The 15121-nt window shown below is 73.1% G+C and carries 10 protein-coding genes; 6 read left to right on the top strand and 4 right to left on the bottom strand.

The annotated features are described in order from the left end of the window. Positions 1–229: 229 nt before the first annotated feature. Positions 230–1171, top strand: coding sequence for a hypothetical protein (locus OG736_RS07005; protein WP_327181662.1), 942 nt, complete (start codon positions 230–232; stop codon positions 1169–1171). 102 nt (positions 1172–1273) lie between these two features. Here the strand turns inward: OG736_RS07005 and OG736_RS07000 are convergent, their stop codons facing one another. Beyond that, positions 1274–4225 carry a helix-turn-helix transcriptional regulator gene (locus OG736_RS07000; protein ID WP_327181661.1) on the bottom strand — a complete coding sequence of 984 codons (2952 nt, stop codon included), beginning with the start codon at positions 4223–4225 and terminating at the stop codon, positions 1274–1276. Between the two features lie 229 nt (positions 4226–4454). On the opposite strand from OG736_RS07000, the gene OG736_RS06995 reads away from it, so the two are divergent. From OG736_RS06995 to OG736_RS06975, 5 genes are all read left to right on the top strand, one after another. Further along, positions 4455–7475 (top strand): AAA family ATPase, encoded by a 3021-nt coding sequence (locus OG736_RS06995; RefSeq protein ID WP_327181660.1) that lies wholly within the window; start codon positions 4455–4457, stop codon positions 7473–7475. A 270-nt stretch (positions 7476–7745) separates the two neighbouring features. Then, a complete protein-coding gene (locus OG736_RS06990; protein WP_020125862.1) occupies positions 7746–7949 on the top strand; it encodes a cold-shock protein in 204 nt (67 codons plus the stop codon). Positions 7950–8140: 191 nt separating this feature from the next. Next, positions 8141–9556, top strand: a complete 1416-nt coding sequence (locus tag OG736_RS06985; protein ID WP_327181659.1) for a DEAD/DEAH box helicase — start codon at positions 8141–8143, stop codon at positions 9554–9556. Positions 9557–9685: 129 nt separating this feature from the next. Continuing rightward, positions 9686–10126 carry an OsmC family protein gene (locus tag OG736_RS06980; RefSeq protein WP_327181658.1) on the top strand — a complete coding sequence of 147 codons (441 nt, stop codon included), beginning with the start codon at positions 9686–9688 and terminating at the stop codon, positions 10124–10126. A 118-nt stretch (positions 10127–10244) separates the two neighbouring features. After that, positions 10245–11966 carry a hypothetical protein gene (locus OG736_RS06975; protein ID WP_327181657.1) on the top strand — a complete coding sequence of 574 codons (1722 nt, stop codon included), beginning with the start codon at positions 10245–10247 and terminating at the stop codon, positions 11964–11966. 75 nt (positions 11967–12041) lie between these two features. On the opposite strand, the gene OG736_RS06970 is transcribed toward OG736_RS06975, so the two are convergent. The 3 genes from OG736_RS06970 to OG736_RS06960 all read right to left on the bottom strand — a co-directional run bounded on the left by OG736_RS06970 (position 12042) and on the right by OG736_RS06960 (position 15118). After that, positions 12042–12683: a cutinase family protein gene (locus OG736_RS06970; protein ID WP_327181656.1), complete on the bottom strand. Its 642-nt coding sequence runs from the start codon at positions 12681–12683 to the stop codon at positions 12042–12044. A gap of 159 nt (positions 12684–12842) precedes the next feature. Then, entirely contained in the window at positions 12843–14051 is a 1209-nt protein-coding gene (locus tag OG736_RS06965; RefSeq protein ID WP_327181655.1) for a PucR family transcriptional regulator, read from the bottom strand. Between the two features lie 122 nt (positions 14052–14173). Beyond that, positions 14174–15118: an alpha/beta hydrolase gene (locus OG736_RS06960; protein ID WP_327181654.1), complete on the bottom strand. Its 945-nt coding sequence runs from the start codon at positions 15116–15118 to the stop codon at positions 14174–14176. Between the last annotated feature and the right edge of the window lie 3 nt (positions 15119–15121).

The following is a 15121-nucleotide window of genomic DNA, read 5'->3' as shown; positions in this document are numbered from 1 at the left end:
TGTACGGACCGGCAAGGTTCGCGGTCGCGCCTTCCACCGGAAGGGGAGAAAGCACCACGATGGCGTGGGAAACGCGTTTCGACGTCTCCCACTGCTGCCGGCCGATCGGCGGAGGCATTTCCCCCGGGTGCCACCGGGCCCCTGGCGATGCGACCGCGGAGCGCCGCGGGCGGCGTCGCCGCAGAGCCGGTGACCAGTTCTGGCAACTTCTAGTAACAAAGGTGGCCGCATGAGCGCGTCCATTGTCCCGTCCGTGGTGCTCGTCGTGGTGTTGCTCGGGGCCGCCGCCGCGTGGATCCTGCGCAGACGCAACTCCTTGCCCGGACAGGTCCGCACCGCGAGACCGAGCGCCCACCGCAAGGAACTCGAGACGGTCGCCCTGGGACTGCGGGCCGTGGCCGAGGGGCGGGCGCACAGCGCACGCGCGCTGCCCGAGGTGCACGCGGTCATCCACTCGGGTCGGCGGCTGACGCTGCTGCTCGCCGGTGCCGATGCCCCCGCGCCCGCGCCATGGACCGCGGACCTCTCGGGCAAGGAGTGGTGGGTGGAACCGAAGGACCTGACGAGTCCGGGAAACGGGGGCGTGGAGACAGCGCATCCCTACTCCCTGGCCGTCACCCTCGGCCGCCATCGAGGCGACAGGGTGCTCGTCGACCTCTCGCTGCTGTCGGGGGCGATAGCCCTGACGGGTGAGGACAACGATGTCCGGTCCCTGGCGCAGGCTCTCATCACCGAACTGATCGCGGGACCGGTCGGGTCGCTCGCCACAGTCGTCCTGGTGGGCTCGGCGGCCACTCCGTCGGTCACCGACGGACTGGGCGCGAGGTCGGCCCGGCTGCGTACCGCGGCCACCCGGGACGAGGCTCTGGCCTGCCGGGACGGCGTGCCGACGGGTACCGACCGACGATCGTCGGGCCTTCAGAGCCCGCAGCCGGACAGCACCGCCCTGGTGACCGCCTGGACACACGCCCGCCGCCTCTTCGTGGTGACCGCCGCCCAGTTCCGCGACGAGAACTGGCGGGACGCAGCGCTGCGCGGCACCGACGCGCTCCTGGTGCTCGGCTACATCGGCGACGACGCCGACTGGAACTTCCAGGTGAACGCCGACGGCTCGTTGGACACCGGCCGACTGGGCCTGCCCATCGACACCCACGCAGCCCAACTCGGCTGACCCGCCGGCCGGAGAACGGCCGTGCCCGGCGCGCGGCGTCCGCGACGTCAGGCGCCGGCTCGCAGACACCCGGCCGGTGTGCCGCGGCCGGCGCGCCGCACGTCAGCGTCGGCTCGACGGCGTCCCGGGGCCGGAGGCGGGGAACGAAGCTCCGGCCGCGCCACGCACGCCGTCCGGTACCAGGTCACGGCGGGCGAGGCTGCCGTCCAGCCACGCCGCAGCCAGCTCCACCCGGGAGCGGCAGCCGGTGCGCTGGAACAGTCGTGTCAGCCGCCGCTCCACGGTCTTCTCGCTCCACACGAGCCGTGCCGCGATCTGCCGGTTGGTCGCCCCACGGCTGACCATCGTGGTCAGCTCGATGTCCTCCTCGCTCAACTCGTGCCTGGCCGGACGCACCCGCGGCAGGACGAGGGTCCGGCGTCGCGTCATATGGCCGAGCGACGTACGGGTGGCGCGCCCGATGCCCAGCGCCTGCGCGCCGCGCGTGGCCTCGGCCAGCCATCGTTCGGAGTCGTCGCCGATCTCCGCCAGGCCCAGGTGACAGAGCAGTTCCAGGTACGCGTCGCCCCGTCGGCGCACCGCGCGGAGAGCGGCCAGCGCGCTGTCCACGTCGCGGCGCACCACGCCTCGGCCGAGGAGCACCGCCTCGCGCGTCATGGGGGATCCCACCTCCTCGTCCAGTGCCTCCAGTTCGTCCAGCGCCCGCCCCATGGCCTGCGGCACGGCCTCCAGCAGAGCGAACGACAGGTATCGCACCAGCACCTTCTCGATGCCCGAGAGCAGGCCGCTCCGCCGGGCCCGCCGCACCTCGTCGAGCGCCGCCTCCATCGCCTCCTCCACCTGGCCCGACCAGTACCGCACCCCCAGCCTCGCCCAGGCGACGAGCGGGTGGGTCACGGCGGCGGGGACCAGCTCCAGCCACGCCCGTGCGTGCCCCAACTCCCCGCGCGCGCAGTGGATGTCGGCCGCGAGCGCCCGGGCGGCCTGCGCGGGGCCGGCCGCGATGCCGCGGGTCCGGGCGCGCGCCTCGATCCGGCGGGCGGACGCCAGCGCCCGGTCCCAGTCTCCTTGCAGATACGCGCGCACCATGGCGTGGTACAGCGCGGCGGTGCTGTTCCCCGCCCCCGGGTAGCGGTCCCCGAGCAGGGAGGCCAGGGCGCCGGCCAGGTCCGCGTGTGCGGTCGCGTTCCGGAGCCGGTCCAGCGTCCGTACGCCGTCCGCGCCGGGCGGCAGGACGTCCGACAGCCCGGCGCGGCTGCCCGCGGCTCCGGCCAGCAGCCGGAGTTCCGCCGCCGAGGGCAGGGGCCCGGACCCGGGCCGGGGGCCGGCGGCGGCAGGTCCGCGGGGGGCCACCGCACCCGGACGGGGCGTCACCGGGCCGAGTCCGTACGGACCGACGAGCGCCGCGAAGCCGGCCACGGCGGGCGCGTGCTCCACCGCGGCACGGCCCTGGGGACCGGCGTCGAGGCCGCACGGCGGCAATCGGTGCTCGTGCAACGCCGCCAGCGCCCAGACCTCGGCGACGTGCTCCAGATCTTTCGGGTGCGGAGCCTCGGCGAGGTGCTCCACCCATTCTCCGTCCGGCACTTCGGCGAGGTGCTCCAGCCCTTCCCGGTCCTGTTCGGCGGAGGGCGCGGCCAGGCAGGCGAACAGCGGTTCGCCCAGGGCCAGCGCACCTGGGTGATCGGCGTGGCGCAGGCTCAGCTCGGCGGACTCGCGCAGCACGCCGGGGGTGCGGCGGTCGTGCGGCGGCAGGCGTCGGAGCGCGCAGGAGTAGGCGCGGACCGATCGCGACCAGTCGGACCTGGCGTCCGTACGGGCCGCCGCCAGCAGTACGTCCACCGCGAGGGCGTCGTCCAGCTCGGCCCCGGCGGCGGCCACGTGATCGGCCAGCCGGGGACAGCCGCCCCCCGCCGTCTCCGGGCCCAGCCGGTCGGTCAGCGATCTGGTGATCAGGGCGTGCAGCGACGACACGGCATGACGCGTGGGCAGCGCGCGCAGCGCCGCCGCGAGGGCCGGAACGGCGAAGGCGACGCGGCGGTCCTCGTCCACGCTGAGAATCCCGTCCGCGACCAGTGGGGTCAGCGTGCGGTCGACGAGACCGGACCGGCGTGGCCCGCCCGGCTTCAGCCGGTGCAGATCGTCGAGCCGTATCTCGGCGTGCTCGAGGTTGCGGGCCACCGCGGCCGCCGCGTCCAGGGCCGTGGCGTCCGGGGGACCGGCAGGCCAGCAGAGCCGGCTCAGTCGCGCCACATCCGTGGTGAGTCGCAGCGCCTCCTCCGGCTCGGTCAGGCACACATGACCGTCGAGCTCCAGGAAGTCGCCGCGTTCCGCCATCGAGTCGAGCACCGACAGCACGGCCTCGGGGGTGCCCGCCATCGGGCCCAACGCCCGCACCACCGCCGTCACCAGGGCCGGTTCGACCGGGCGGCCGAGGCGCCGTACCACGAGGGCCTCCACGTCGGCGGGGCGCAGCGGCGGCAGTTCGAGCAGCCGGTCGGCCGCCGCGGTGAGCTGCCGGACACCACCGTCTCCCGGCTGTGCCGGCCGGCCGGCCAGCACCATCGGCACGCCGGCCGGGCGGAAGACGCGCAGCAGCAGGCCGAGGGCGGACGCCGTCGGTGACGGCATCCGCTCTACGTCGTCGACCACCAGCGCGAAGGGGAGGTGACGGGCCGCGTCCGCGATCACCTCGCCGAGCGTGGACAGCAGGGTCAACTCGCCGCCGCGGCCGCTGTTGCGCAGCCGGGTCCGACGGACGGCACCGGTACGGGCCGGGCTCCAGCGGTCGTGGACCTTGGTCAGCACCTGGTGGACGCCCTCGGCGAGGGCGGCCGCGCCGGGCGCGTTCGCACCGTGGTGACAGCGCAGCCGCAACACCCTGGCGCCCTCACCGACCACCGTTCTGCGGGCCTGTTCCAGCACGGCGGTCTTGCCCGTTCCGGCTCTGCCGACGAGCAGCAGGGTGCGCGCCGAGGCACCGGTGGACAGCAGGGTGTCGGCGACTTCCCGGATCTCGCCGTCCCTGCCGATGACGGGCCCGCACTTCGGCACGCCCACTCCTCCCGGTCCGGTACTGCGCGTGTGAACGGCCGACCGGAGCAGGAACGTTCGCGGCGCGGTGCTTTCGGAGCCCGCCGCCCGACGGGACATGATCATACGGAAATCGCCATAATGGTTCGCAGTGTTGACGGCCCGGCCGCGGGGCCGCCGGAGACGCTCGACGCGGTCGGGTCCGGTGCCACCCGCCTCGCACATGTCGTCGAAGAGAACGCGGTGGACCATGACTGCTCCGTCCGAAAGCCCCTGGCTGGTCCACGGGGGCACGGCGGCGAGCCTCGACCGCACGACCGGCTGCCCGGTCGGCCGCGAGCGGGAGTCGGACGAGGTCCATGGCCGCCTCAAGGATCCGGACGGACCGCGCATGGTGCTCGTCCGGGGCGAACGAGGAGCCGGGCGCAGCGCGTTCCTGCACGCAGTCGGCGAACGGCTGCGCGCCGAAGGGACGCCCGTGCTCGCGGTGGGCTGTGTGCCGGGCGACGACGCACGGCCGCTGGTGCTCGCCCTGCGGCTGGTCATGGTGCTGGAGGAGCACCTCTCCGGCACGCCACAGCGGCGCGCGGCGAAGCCGGTCACCGAGGCGCTGCACGCGGCCGAGCGGCGCGACGGGACCGCGATGGCCGCACTGCTGCGCGCCGCTCTGGCGCGGTCCGCGCCCGTGGTCGTGGAGTTGGACGACCTCCACCTCGCCGACGCGGATTCGCTGGCCGTGCTCCGCGGGACCGATTTCGCGCGCGTGCCGTCCCCGGTCCGGCTGCTGGCCTCCGCGGTGGGGCGGGGCGAGCGGAGCGCCCCCTGGCGGAACGGGCACGAGGCGGCACCCGATGCCCGCAGCGCCGTGGACGGCAAGGGCCGGACGCCACCGCACCGCGGTGCTGCCGGCGGTGTGGAACAGCAGGGAGACGTGCCGTGGGCGCACACGATCGTGCTGTCCCGTCTCGGGCCGGACGAGACGACCGCGGTGGTGGCACGGCGGTTGCGGGCGACACCCGACAGCGGTCTGTCCCGGCGGGTACGGGAGTTGACGCACGGGGTCCCCGGCGCGATCGACGCCCTGCTCACCGGGTGGACCCGGGAAGGGGCGATCCGGGTGGCCGACGGTCACGCCTTCATCGGGGTGCGGACACCGACGCCGGTGCTGCCGGACGGCGACCGGTTCGTGGGAGCGCTCGACGCGTTGAGTGAGCCGTGCCGCGTGGTGGCCGGGGCACTGAGCGTCCTGTGGCCGCTCGGCGGGCGGGCCGCGGAGCTGATCCCCGCGGCGACCGGACTGTCCGCCGAGACGGTCGGCGACGCGATCCGCGTACTGATCGACGCGCAGATCGTCGACGTCAGGCCAGGCTTCGACGGCGCCGCGGCAGGCGGATGGACGTTCGCCGTCGCGCTGACGGCACACGCCGTCCGCGAACGGCTGGGGCCGCTGGAACGCAGTCGGCTGTCCGCCACGGCGGTGGAGGCGGTCTGGGCGGACCGGGACGCGGCGGGCATCGCATACGAGGCGGGCCCACCGGTGGTGGCGCTGTCCGACGAGGCGGACGCGGTGGCCTACCTGGCGGACCGGGTCGCGGAAGCCGGCCACCTGGTCGACCGCGACCGTGCGGTACGGGAGTTGACGGCCGCCGCGCAGCGGCTGCACCCCGACTCCGAGGGCAGGGGAGTGCTCCGGTGGTGCCGGGCGGTCGGCAACCTCGTCGAGCGGCCCGAGGAGCGCGTCCCGGCCCTTCAGCGGTACGCCAAGGCCGCCTACCAGGCGGGGGACTACCGGACCGCGCGGACCATCGCCGAGTCGATCCTGCGCAACCGGGCGGACGTGCTGGGCACTCATGCGCTGCAGGACACCGCGAACCTCTGCACGGCGGCGACCGCCAACGACTCGGACTGGCGGGCGCTGTCCCGGCTGGCCACGGCGGAGTGGTGGGACGAACTGCGGCTGCCGGGCCTGGTCCCGGTGACCGGCCGGGCGCTGGCCCTGTGCGGGCTGGCGAGATGGCAGGAGGCGCTGGACCTGCTGGCCCGGACGGAAGAGGTGTGGGCCACCGACGTCCGCGGCCGGGTGAAGCCCGACTACTTCCGAGCCGTGGCGGAGATGGTGCTGGGCCGGCCGGAGCGGTTCAGGCGCGCGCTGGCCCTCTCCGAGGCCCCGAACCTCGGTGCCGAGCACGTGTACGCGTTGGCCACCACGATGTTCGACGAGCTGCTCAGCGGCCGGGACCTGCACGCGGCGGAAGACCTGTTGGCCGCACAGGGCCTCACCGCCGACCGGCTGCACCCGCACAGCGTGTTCCTCCGGCGCCACCTCCAGGGCCGCTGGGACGAGGCGTTGGAGCCGGCCCGCTGGATGCTGGCGAACAACCGGATCCACACGCCCGCGGCGGACGGCTGTCTGATTCCCGCCCGCACCGCGGAGATTCTCCTGGCCCGGGGCCGCACCACCAGCGCCCGCCGCCTCCTCGACAGCGTGCGCGACCGGGGCGAGGACCGTCCGGAGTACTCGCTGGACGCTGTCGAGGCCGAGATACAGCGTGCCCTCGGCGATCCGAACGGGGCCGAGAAGACGCTGCGGCGCGGCCTGGACGCGGCGGACGCCCACGGACATGTCGCCGGCGTCGACGAGCTGTGGGCCGCCCTCGCCGAGGTGTACGCGGAAACGGGACACACCGGCGAGGCGCTGACCTGTCTGGAACGCCTGGAGCGGATCTCCGACAGGACGGGCAGCGGACGGACGCGACTGAGGTTTCTGCTCGCGTCGGCCCGTGTGCTGCGGCAGGACTCTCCCGGCGCCGCCCGGGACGGTCTGCGGGAGGCGGTGGACCTGGCACGCTCGCGCAGCCAGCCGTTCGAGACGGCCGTCACCCTCGTCGCCGCGGCCGAGGCCGGCGCGGGGCCGCCCACGCTGCTGCACGAGGCGTACGAACTGTTCGGGAGGACCGGCTCCGCGCTGGCGCGCTTCCGCACCAGGGCCGCCATGCGGGAGGCCGGAATCACCGTCCCGGGGCGCGCCCGAGCCACCGCCGAGAACGAGCGGCTGCTCGCGACCCTGATCGCCGAAGGGCTCACCAACCGTCGGATCGCCATGGTGCTGCGGCTCAGTGAGGACGCGGTGGCCAACCGGCTGTCCCGGCTGTTCGCACGCACCGGACTGCGGTCCCGCACCGCGGTGGTCACGGCCGTGCTCGCCGGCCGGCCCGACCGCCGGCTCGCGCCCGAGCCATGGTCGAGTTCGTCCGCGGCGCCCCTTGTGTAATCTGAAAATTAACCTTTCGCGTGTATTTGACTTCGTACAGGCTTGCGCGCCCGATCCGGTGCCGCGTGGGCGAAAGGTAGTGCGGTTGTATGTACCGTGCTAGGCTTCAAGCTAGTTGCAGTTGTGGTTCCCGAAACTTCAAGTGCCTCGGCGACTGTCTGTCGCCGGGCATTTTTGTATCTCCGGTGCTTATCCGGACGGGGTTCATTGTGGCAACGCATGGGTCCACACGGTGTGGGCCTCTGGGCACTGCCCCGAAGGAGATGTGACATGGCTACTGGCACCGTCAAGTGGTTCAACTCGGAAAAGGGATTCGGTTTCATCGAGCAGGACGGCGGCGGCCCCGACGTTTTCGCTCACTACTCGAACATCGCCACCCAGGGCTTCCGTGAGCTTCAGGAAGGCCAGAAGGTGAACTTCGACGTCACGCAGGGCCAGAAGGGCCCGCAGGCGGAGAACATCACGCCTGCCTGACGCGAAAGCGTATGAGGCAGCTGGGGCCCGCACCACGTGGTGCGGGCCCCAGCTTGCTGCTTTCCAGGGATTCCGAAGATTCTCATGGAATTCTTTCAGTCTCATTTTCGGCTCGTGCTTGCAATTCATCCGGCTCATTGCCACTCCTGCCGGGAATTCCTCGATGCGTGCCCCTCGAGGAAGGTTCTCCGTTGAACCGTTCAGCTCGCACGAATGACCGTTCCGAGTTCGCGCAACCGGTCACCGTCACCCCCGCACTCCCCGCCGCCGCGACCTTCGGCGAACTGGACATGCCCGCCGAGTTGCTGGAGCTGCTCGCCGGGCACGGTCTGACCGAGCCGTTCCCGATCCAGGCCGCCACGCTGCCGAACTCGCTCGCGGGCCGCGATGTCCTGGGCCGTGGCCGCACCGGCTCGGGCAAGACGCTCGCCTTCGGCCTGGCGCTCCTGGTGCGCACGGCCGGCCGACGCGCCGAGCCGCGGAAGCCGCTGGCCCTGGTCCTCGTCCCCACCCGCGAGCTGGCCCAGCAGGTCAGCGACGCGCTCACCCCGTACGCCCGGCTGCTGAAACTGCGGCTGGCCACCGTGGTCGGCGGCATGTCGATCGGCAGGCAGGCCGGCGCGCTGCGGGCCGGGGCCGAGGTGGTCGTCGCGACGCCGGGCCGCCTCACGGATCTCGTCGAGCGCAAGGACTGCCGCCTGGACCGGGTGGACATCACCGTCCTCGACGAGGCCGACCAGATGGCCGACATGGGCTTCATGCCGCAGGTCACCGAGCTGCTCGACCAGGTACGCCCCGACGGCCAGCGCATGCTGTTCTCGGCCACGCTCGACAGCAACATCGACCTCCTGGTCCGTCGCTATCTCCATGACCCCGTGGTCCACTCGGTCGACCCGTCCGCGGGCGCGGTCACCACGATGGAGCACCACGTCCTCCAGGTGCACGGCGCCGACAAGTACGCCACCGCCACCGAGATCGCCGCCCGCGACGGACGCGTGCTCATGTTCCTGGACACCAAGCACGCCGTCGACCAGTTCACCAGGCACCTGCTGGGCAGCGGCGTCAGGGCCGCCGCACTGCACGGCGGCAAGTCGCAGCCCCAGCGCAACCACACCCTGGCCCAGTTCAAGGACGGCCGCGTCACGGTGCTGGTGGCGACCAACGTCGCGGCCCGCGGCATCCACATCGACAACCTCGACCTCGTCGTCAACGTCGACCCGCCCGCCGACCACAAGGACTACCTGCACCGTGGCGGCCGTACGGCTCGCGCCGGCGAGTCCGGCAGTGTCGTGACGCTGGTCACGCACAGCCAGCGCCGGGACATGGCCCGACTGCTGTCCGACGCGGGCATCAGGGCGCAGATCACACCGATCCGCTCCGGCGAGGCCGAGCTGAGCCGCATCACCGGCGCCCAGGCTCCCTCCGGCGTCCCCATCGGCGGCAACGGGCCGGCCGCCGCGGAGCGTCCGACGCGCGGCGGCGCTCCCTTCCGCGGTATGGGCACCCGCCCCGGGCGGCCCGGCCGCGGTGGCGAGTCCCGCAAGGCAGCCGATGCCCGCCAGGCCGCCGAGGCCCGTGCGGCCGCCCGGGTGCGCCGGGGCGCCTAGCCGACGCCGGGCCGGGCCGTCGACGCCTCGGGCCAGCCTTGCCCCTGTGTCGCCCGGCGGGGCGAGCCCGTGCCGGGACGGGGTTCTGCCCGTGTGGCGTGCCGGTGGCGCGGCGCTAGTGTCGTCGGCATGAGCGAAGACTCCCAGCGCCTCGTCACCATCGAGCGGACCGGCGCCGGCCGGTTCACCGCGACGAACGTCCGCGGTGGCACGATCGGCTTCGGTACCCGCTCCGATTCCGACGGCGGCACCGACTTCACCCCGGTCGAACTCCTGCTCGCGGCGATCGGCGGCTGCACCGCCGCCGACGTCGACGCGGCCACCGGCCGGCACGTCGAGCCCGCCGAGTTCACCGTCACCGTGACCGGCGAAAAGGTCGGCGACGAGTTCGGCAACCGGATGACCGACCTCGCGGTCACCTTCTCCGTCAGCTTCCCCGAAGGCGCCTCCGGAGACCGGGCCCGCGCGATCCTGCCCCGGGCGGTCGCGGTCTCCCACGACCGGCAGTGCACCGTCAGCCGCACCGTCGAGATCGGCACCCCCGTCACCGTGACCGTCACGGACGCCTGACCCGCGCCGCGAGAACGCCGACTCCTTCTCTGCGGGCCGGTGACAAGCGTGCCGTCGCGTGCTGCGTTCTTGTGAGCACTTCCCGAGCACCCGCGCTCCACGGCCCTACCGTCCGGCTATGAAGACGAGTCGTAGCAGAGGAAGGACGTGGCGCGGCGCGGTACTCGCGGTGCTGCTGACCACGGGGGTGCTCACCGCCGTCTCCCCGGACGCCCGGGGAGACGGCGCACGGACCGAGACGCCCGTGCCGTCGACGCACCCGGCCGACGGCGTGACCGAGTCGGTGGTACGGGTGAAGGTGCCGCTGCCGAGGTCCTTCGGAGCCCGGCCGGCGGCCTGCGACCAGCTGTCGTATCTGCGCTACCGCTCCGCCGAAGGACCGGCGGCATCGGCCGACGCCGACCGGATCCTGGTGGCCCAGCCGGGCATCCTGGAGGGTGCCGGAGCCTTCGACAGCGTCGCCCGGGGCACCGTCGCGAAGGCCGCAGCGCAGGGTCGGCACATCGAGTTCTGGGCCCTGGACCGGCGCTCCAACTGCCTGGAGGACCGCACCGGCATCGCCTCCGGCGACCAGCACACCGCCGTCGACTACTACTACCGGGCCAAGCAGGTCGACGGCCGGGTCTTCGGCGGCTTCGTCGACGACGACCGGCTCGGGTGGATGGCGAAGCTCGGCATCGAACAGACCGTACGGGACGAATACGACCTGCTGGTCCACGAACTGCCCGACCAGGGCCTGCGCAGGAGCAAAGTGCTGTGCGGCGGACACTCGCTGGGCGGGGTCGTCACCGGGTACTTCGCGGCGGCCGACTTCGACGGCGACCCCACCACCCTGGCGGACGCGGGACAGAACCAGTGCGCCGGCTACTTCGCGCTCGACACGACGATCTCCACCTCGCTGGCCGACCTGAGCGGCAGCCTGCCCGACGACACCAACCTGCCGGACGTCGGGCTCGGTTACGCGGCGGTGCAGGCGGGGCTCGACACCGGGCTGCTGCCGCGCTCGCTGTCCGCGCCGGTGCTGCTCAACCCGGAGACCATGACCCTGCTCGGCATCGCCGGTCTGGGCGCCGTGCGCGACCCGGACGGCGAGGCGGACCTGCCGGCCTATCTGCCGTCCGGCATCAACATCGAGGCCACCAACCGCTTCCTGTTCTCGAAGGACGCCGCCACCTTCCTCACCGGCTCCCCTGGGGTGAAGGACTTCCGGCTCACCAACGCCACGGTGCTCGGCGCCCTGATGGACGACAACTCCGTACCGCTGGCGTTCCTCCAGAGCAGCGTGGGCTTCTTCGACGGCGGGCCGGTCACGGACAAGAGCTTCCCCGTGCCCAACGGCGGCACGCAGCCGACGCAGCTGTTCGGCGTCGGGTACAAGGCCGTTCCCGCGCAGCCCCACGGGCCGCTGTACACCTGGCGCGACCACGACCGGGTCGGCGACGCCGACGACCCTGGATACCGGTCGGCCGACGGTACGCCGTTCACCGACGCGGGCAAGGAGGTCACCGACCTCCAGGAGCTGGCCCGCAGCCTGGCGGAGCAGCCGCTCGACTTCACGGAGCAGTACTTCCCGACCAAACTGGTCACCGACATCCAGCTGGCCACATCACCGCAGGTGAAGAAACTCGTCGTCCACCCCACCGGACTGACGGCCCGTCCGACGCTCACGGTGCTCGCGGGCGACGGACTGCTCGCGGGCCGCATCCCGGCCGACCTGCACCCGGTCGTCGCCCCCGGCTACCAGCACCTCGACGTGCTGACCGCGGCGCCGGTGCAGAACAACGGGCTGCCCGAACCCGTGTCCGGCGCTCTCTCGGCGTTCGCCCGCACTCCCCGATAGCCGTCGCGTCACCCGTGCGAAGGGCCCGGGAGGATCTCCTCCCGGGCCCTGCCGTGAGCCGGCGTGCCGGTACGGTCAGACCTTGCCGGCGGCGAACGTGGCCGCCGCGGTGGCGTCGGCGGTGTAGCCGAGATGCGCCAGCACGTCGTCGCCGCCGTTCTCGCAGATGGGGTCACCGGCGGCGCAGAAGTCGATGGTGCGGCTCCGGTAGGTGCCGGTGACGCTCTTGCCGAGGGCCCGGATCGGGTTGCCGAACAGCAGGACCGCGGCGACCTTCGGCTCGACCGCCGCCGGGAGGGTCGCGACGATGGGGCTGCCGACCACCGCGCCCGCACTGCTGATGCCGATGGAATTGTCGACGACATTCGCGCCCTGCGAATATCCGACGAGAATATAGCGCTGATTCGGGCAGGCCGTCGCCTGCGCCTTGACGTGGTTCACCAGATCCGCGTTTCCCTGCGCGGCCGATGTCAGGGAAAGGTCCGCGGGATAGTTCACCGCATAGCTGGAAAGGGTTTTGCCCGTCAGTTTCCGCTGGAGCGCGGAGAACACCGGATCGCCGACGATCAGGCCGAGCGTGCCCGGCTCGAAGGTGCCGCGAGCGGCCACGACGTCGATGTCCGAGCAGGTGGCGGCGGATGCGGTGGGTGCCGGGAGAGTGGCGAGTCCAGCCCCGACGGCGAGTGAGAGCGCGGCGAGGCACAAGCGGATACGCATGGGAATCCTTTGCGGGTGGGGCGCGTGCAGCGCCTGATGAAAAGGACAGTCCCGAAGGTATTCGCGTTTCCTTGCCGGGTGTTATGGACGGGAATTCAGAAATTCCACATGTTTTTGTTCCGTGGTGAGTGGGCCGATGCGGTGCGATGCCGGTTTCCGTCAGGAGTGGTGCGCGGAGCGCAGGGCGAGGATCAGATCCAGGCGGGCGCCGGGGTCGTGCAGGGCGTCGCCGAAGAGCTTCTCCAGCTGGCGCAGGCGGTAGCGGACCGTCTGCGGGTGGATGTGGAGCCGGGCGGCGACATCGGGCACGTTGCTGCCGCTGAGCAGCCAGGCCAGCAGCGTCTCGGCCAGCCGGGCGCGCTGGCCCTCGGAAGCGGCGTCCAGGGGCGCGAGGGCCCGCGTCCGCAGGTGGGCTAGCAGCGGCTCGTCACTGTGCAGCAGCAGGGTCGACAGGTGGTCCGCGCACCGCACCACGCCCTGCCGGGGCAGGATCCCGCGGCCCATCAGCCCCAGGGCCCGCGTGGCCCAGCGCAGCGACTGCGCGGCCTCGGTGACGGGGACCGTCGGGCCGATCGCCGCCGGACGTCCCTGGAGACCCAGCAGGAAAGACCGGCCGCCGAACCGCCCGGAGCCCTCCGGGTCCGGCACCAGCACGCGCGGCGGCCGCGACCCCATGTCCGTCAGTGCCCCGGGCATCGCCGGTGGCCCGTCCGCCGTGTGCGGGTCCGAGGTGGCCGCCAGCGTGACGACGGCGACCTGCGCAGGCACCCGCCAGCGTGCGCCGTGCGCCAGGGCCTGCACCGCCTCCGGGGACACCGGCCCGTCGCCCAGCAGCAGGTCGAGCAGACGCCGGCGGCGCCGCTCCAGCTCGTCCGTGCTGTGCGACCGTGCCTCCGCGTAGCCCGCGGCGGCCGCTTCCGCGACCTCGTGCACGGTCCGGAACGCCAGCTCGCCGAGTGTGGCCACGACCGTGGAGTCCAGCCCGAGTTCCTCCGCCGTACGGCCCATCAGCCGCCAGGCGTGCAGCCCGCCCACCCGTAACGCGGACTGCAACGCGTCCAGACTGCGGCCCTCGAGGGCCTCGCCGCGTCCGAGTTCGTAGTACGTCGCGGCGATGGCGGCTCCCTGGCCGCGCGGGTCGGCGATGTGGTCGACGAACAACGTGAGCGCCTGCACCACTCCGGCCCGGAGATTGCGGCCGTAGATCCCGTCGGCAGGCCGCGCGTACTCGGGGACCTGCCGGCGGACCTCCTCCTCCACCTCGTCGGCGACGCTCTCCAGTCGGGCGCGCAGCAACTCGGCCAGGTCGGGCGGAACCGAAACGGTCCCGGGCTCGGTGGGCACGCCGCGCGGGGTGGGGACAGCCACGACGGACACTCCTTTCACCCGGAGGCGGCTCGCCCACGCACTGTTGGCCGTGGGACGAGGGGGACGTCCTGTGTTGGACGGACGTCCCCTGCGCTCCGTTCCGTGCCCCGGCTGCACCGACATCACTCCGGCACCCCCAGCGCACCGGCGAGCATCGGCCACGAGGCGGTGAACTCCCGCTTCCAGTACGTCCAGCTGTGTCCTCCTCCCGCGTAGTAGTGGGTGGTGGCCGGAATGCCGAGGAGCCTGAGGAAATCGGTGAAGGCGTGCGCGGAGGGCCACAGGGTGCTCTCCAGCGCCTCGGGCAGCCAGTCGCCGACGCCACCGACCACCCCGCTGCCGCTGGAGACGTACAGGGGAGTGCCGCGCAGCCCGGCCGCCCGGGCGCGCGGATTGAAGTCGCGCCAGGTCAGGGCGTTGAGGAGCGGACTGCCCCAGAGCGAGTGCGGGGCCAGGTTCTCGCGGGCCACGATGGCGTCCAGGAGCGCGGGCACGCCGGGGGCGGTGGTGTCGAGGATGCCGCTGTAGGAGGCCGCGGCGCTGAACGTGCCCGGGTGGCGGGCCGCGTGCGCCATCGCGCCGTAGCCTCCGGTGGACACCCCGGCGACTGCCCGCACACCGGACGCCCGGTAGTCGCGGGCCAGCAGCGCCGGGACCTCCTGGAGCTGGAAGGTCTCGTAGTCGGGTCCGCCGCGCCATGCGGTGGGGATGCCCGTGGGGCCCGCGTCCGGCATGACCACGATCAGGTCGCGGCCCTCGGTGAAGGCCTCGATGTCCGTCTCCCGGGTCCAGGACGTGTAGTCGTCGTGGGCGCCGTGCAGGAGATACAGGACGGGGTAGCTCCGGGTGGGCCGGGCGTCGAAGTCCGACGGCAGGATCAGCCGGACCCGCGCGCTGCGGCCCAGCGCGGGGGAGGACACGGACACGTCGAAGGTGCGCGGCCCCAGCCGGGTCGCGGCCCGGGCGCGTCCCGTGGCGGCGGTCGCGCCGAACAGGGCGGCCAGGCCGGTGGCCGCCGCGGCCCTGGTGACGGCGCGGCGGGACGGTCGGGCGGTGTGCTGCGGCATGGC

This window comes from Streptomyces sp. NBC_01334 (genome assembly GCF_035983595.1).
Lineage (GTDB): Bacteria > Actinomycetota > Actinomycetes > Streptomycetales > Streptomycetaceae > Streptomyces > Streptomyces coriariae.
The sequence above is the reverse complement of the archived record's forward strand: the minus strand, read 5'-3'. Positions and strand labels throughout refer to the sequence as shown.

Bases quoted from the DNA above. Each gene is read 5' to 3' on its own strand.
- OG736_RS07005 (WP_327181662.1), top strand. From the start codon at position 230: ATGAGCGCGTCCATTGTCCCGTCCGTGGTGCTCGTCGTGGTGTTGCTC.
- OG736_RS06995 (WP_327181660.1), top strand. From the start codon at position 4,455: ATGACTGCTCCGTCCGAAAGCCCCTGGCTGGTCCACGGGGGCACGGCG.
- OG736_RS06990 (WP_020125862.1), top strand. From the start codon at position 7,746: ATGGCTACTGGCACCGTCAAGTGGTTCAACTCGGAAAAGGGATTCGGT.
- OG736_RS06980 (WP_327181658.1), top strand. From the start codon at position 9,686: ATGAGCGAAGACTCCCAGCGCCTCGTCACCATCGAGCGGACCGGCGCC.
- OG736_RS06975 (WP_327181657.1), top strand. From the start codon at position 10,245: ATGAAGACGAGTCGTAGCAGAGGAAGGACGTGGCGCGGCGCGGTACTC.
- OG736_RS06970 (WP_327181656.1), bottom strand. From the start codon at position 12,683: ATGCGTATCCGCTTGTGCCTCGCCGCGCTCTCACTCGCCGTCGGGGCT.
- OG736_RS06960 (WP_327181654.1), bottom strand. From the start codon at position 15,118: ATGCCGCAGCACACCGCCCGACCGTCCCGCCGCGCCGTCACCAGGGCC.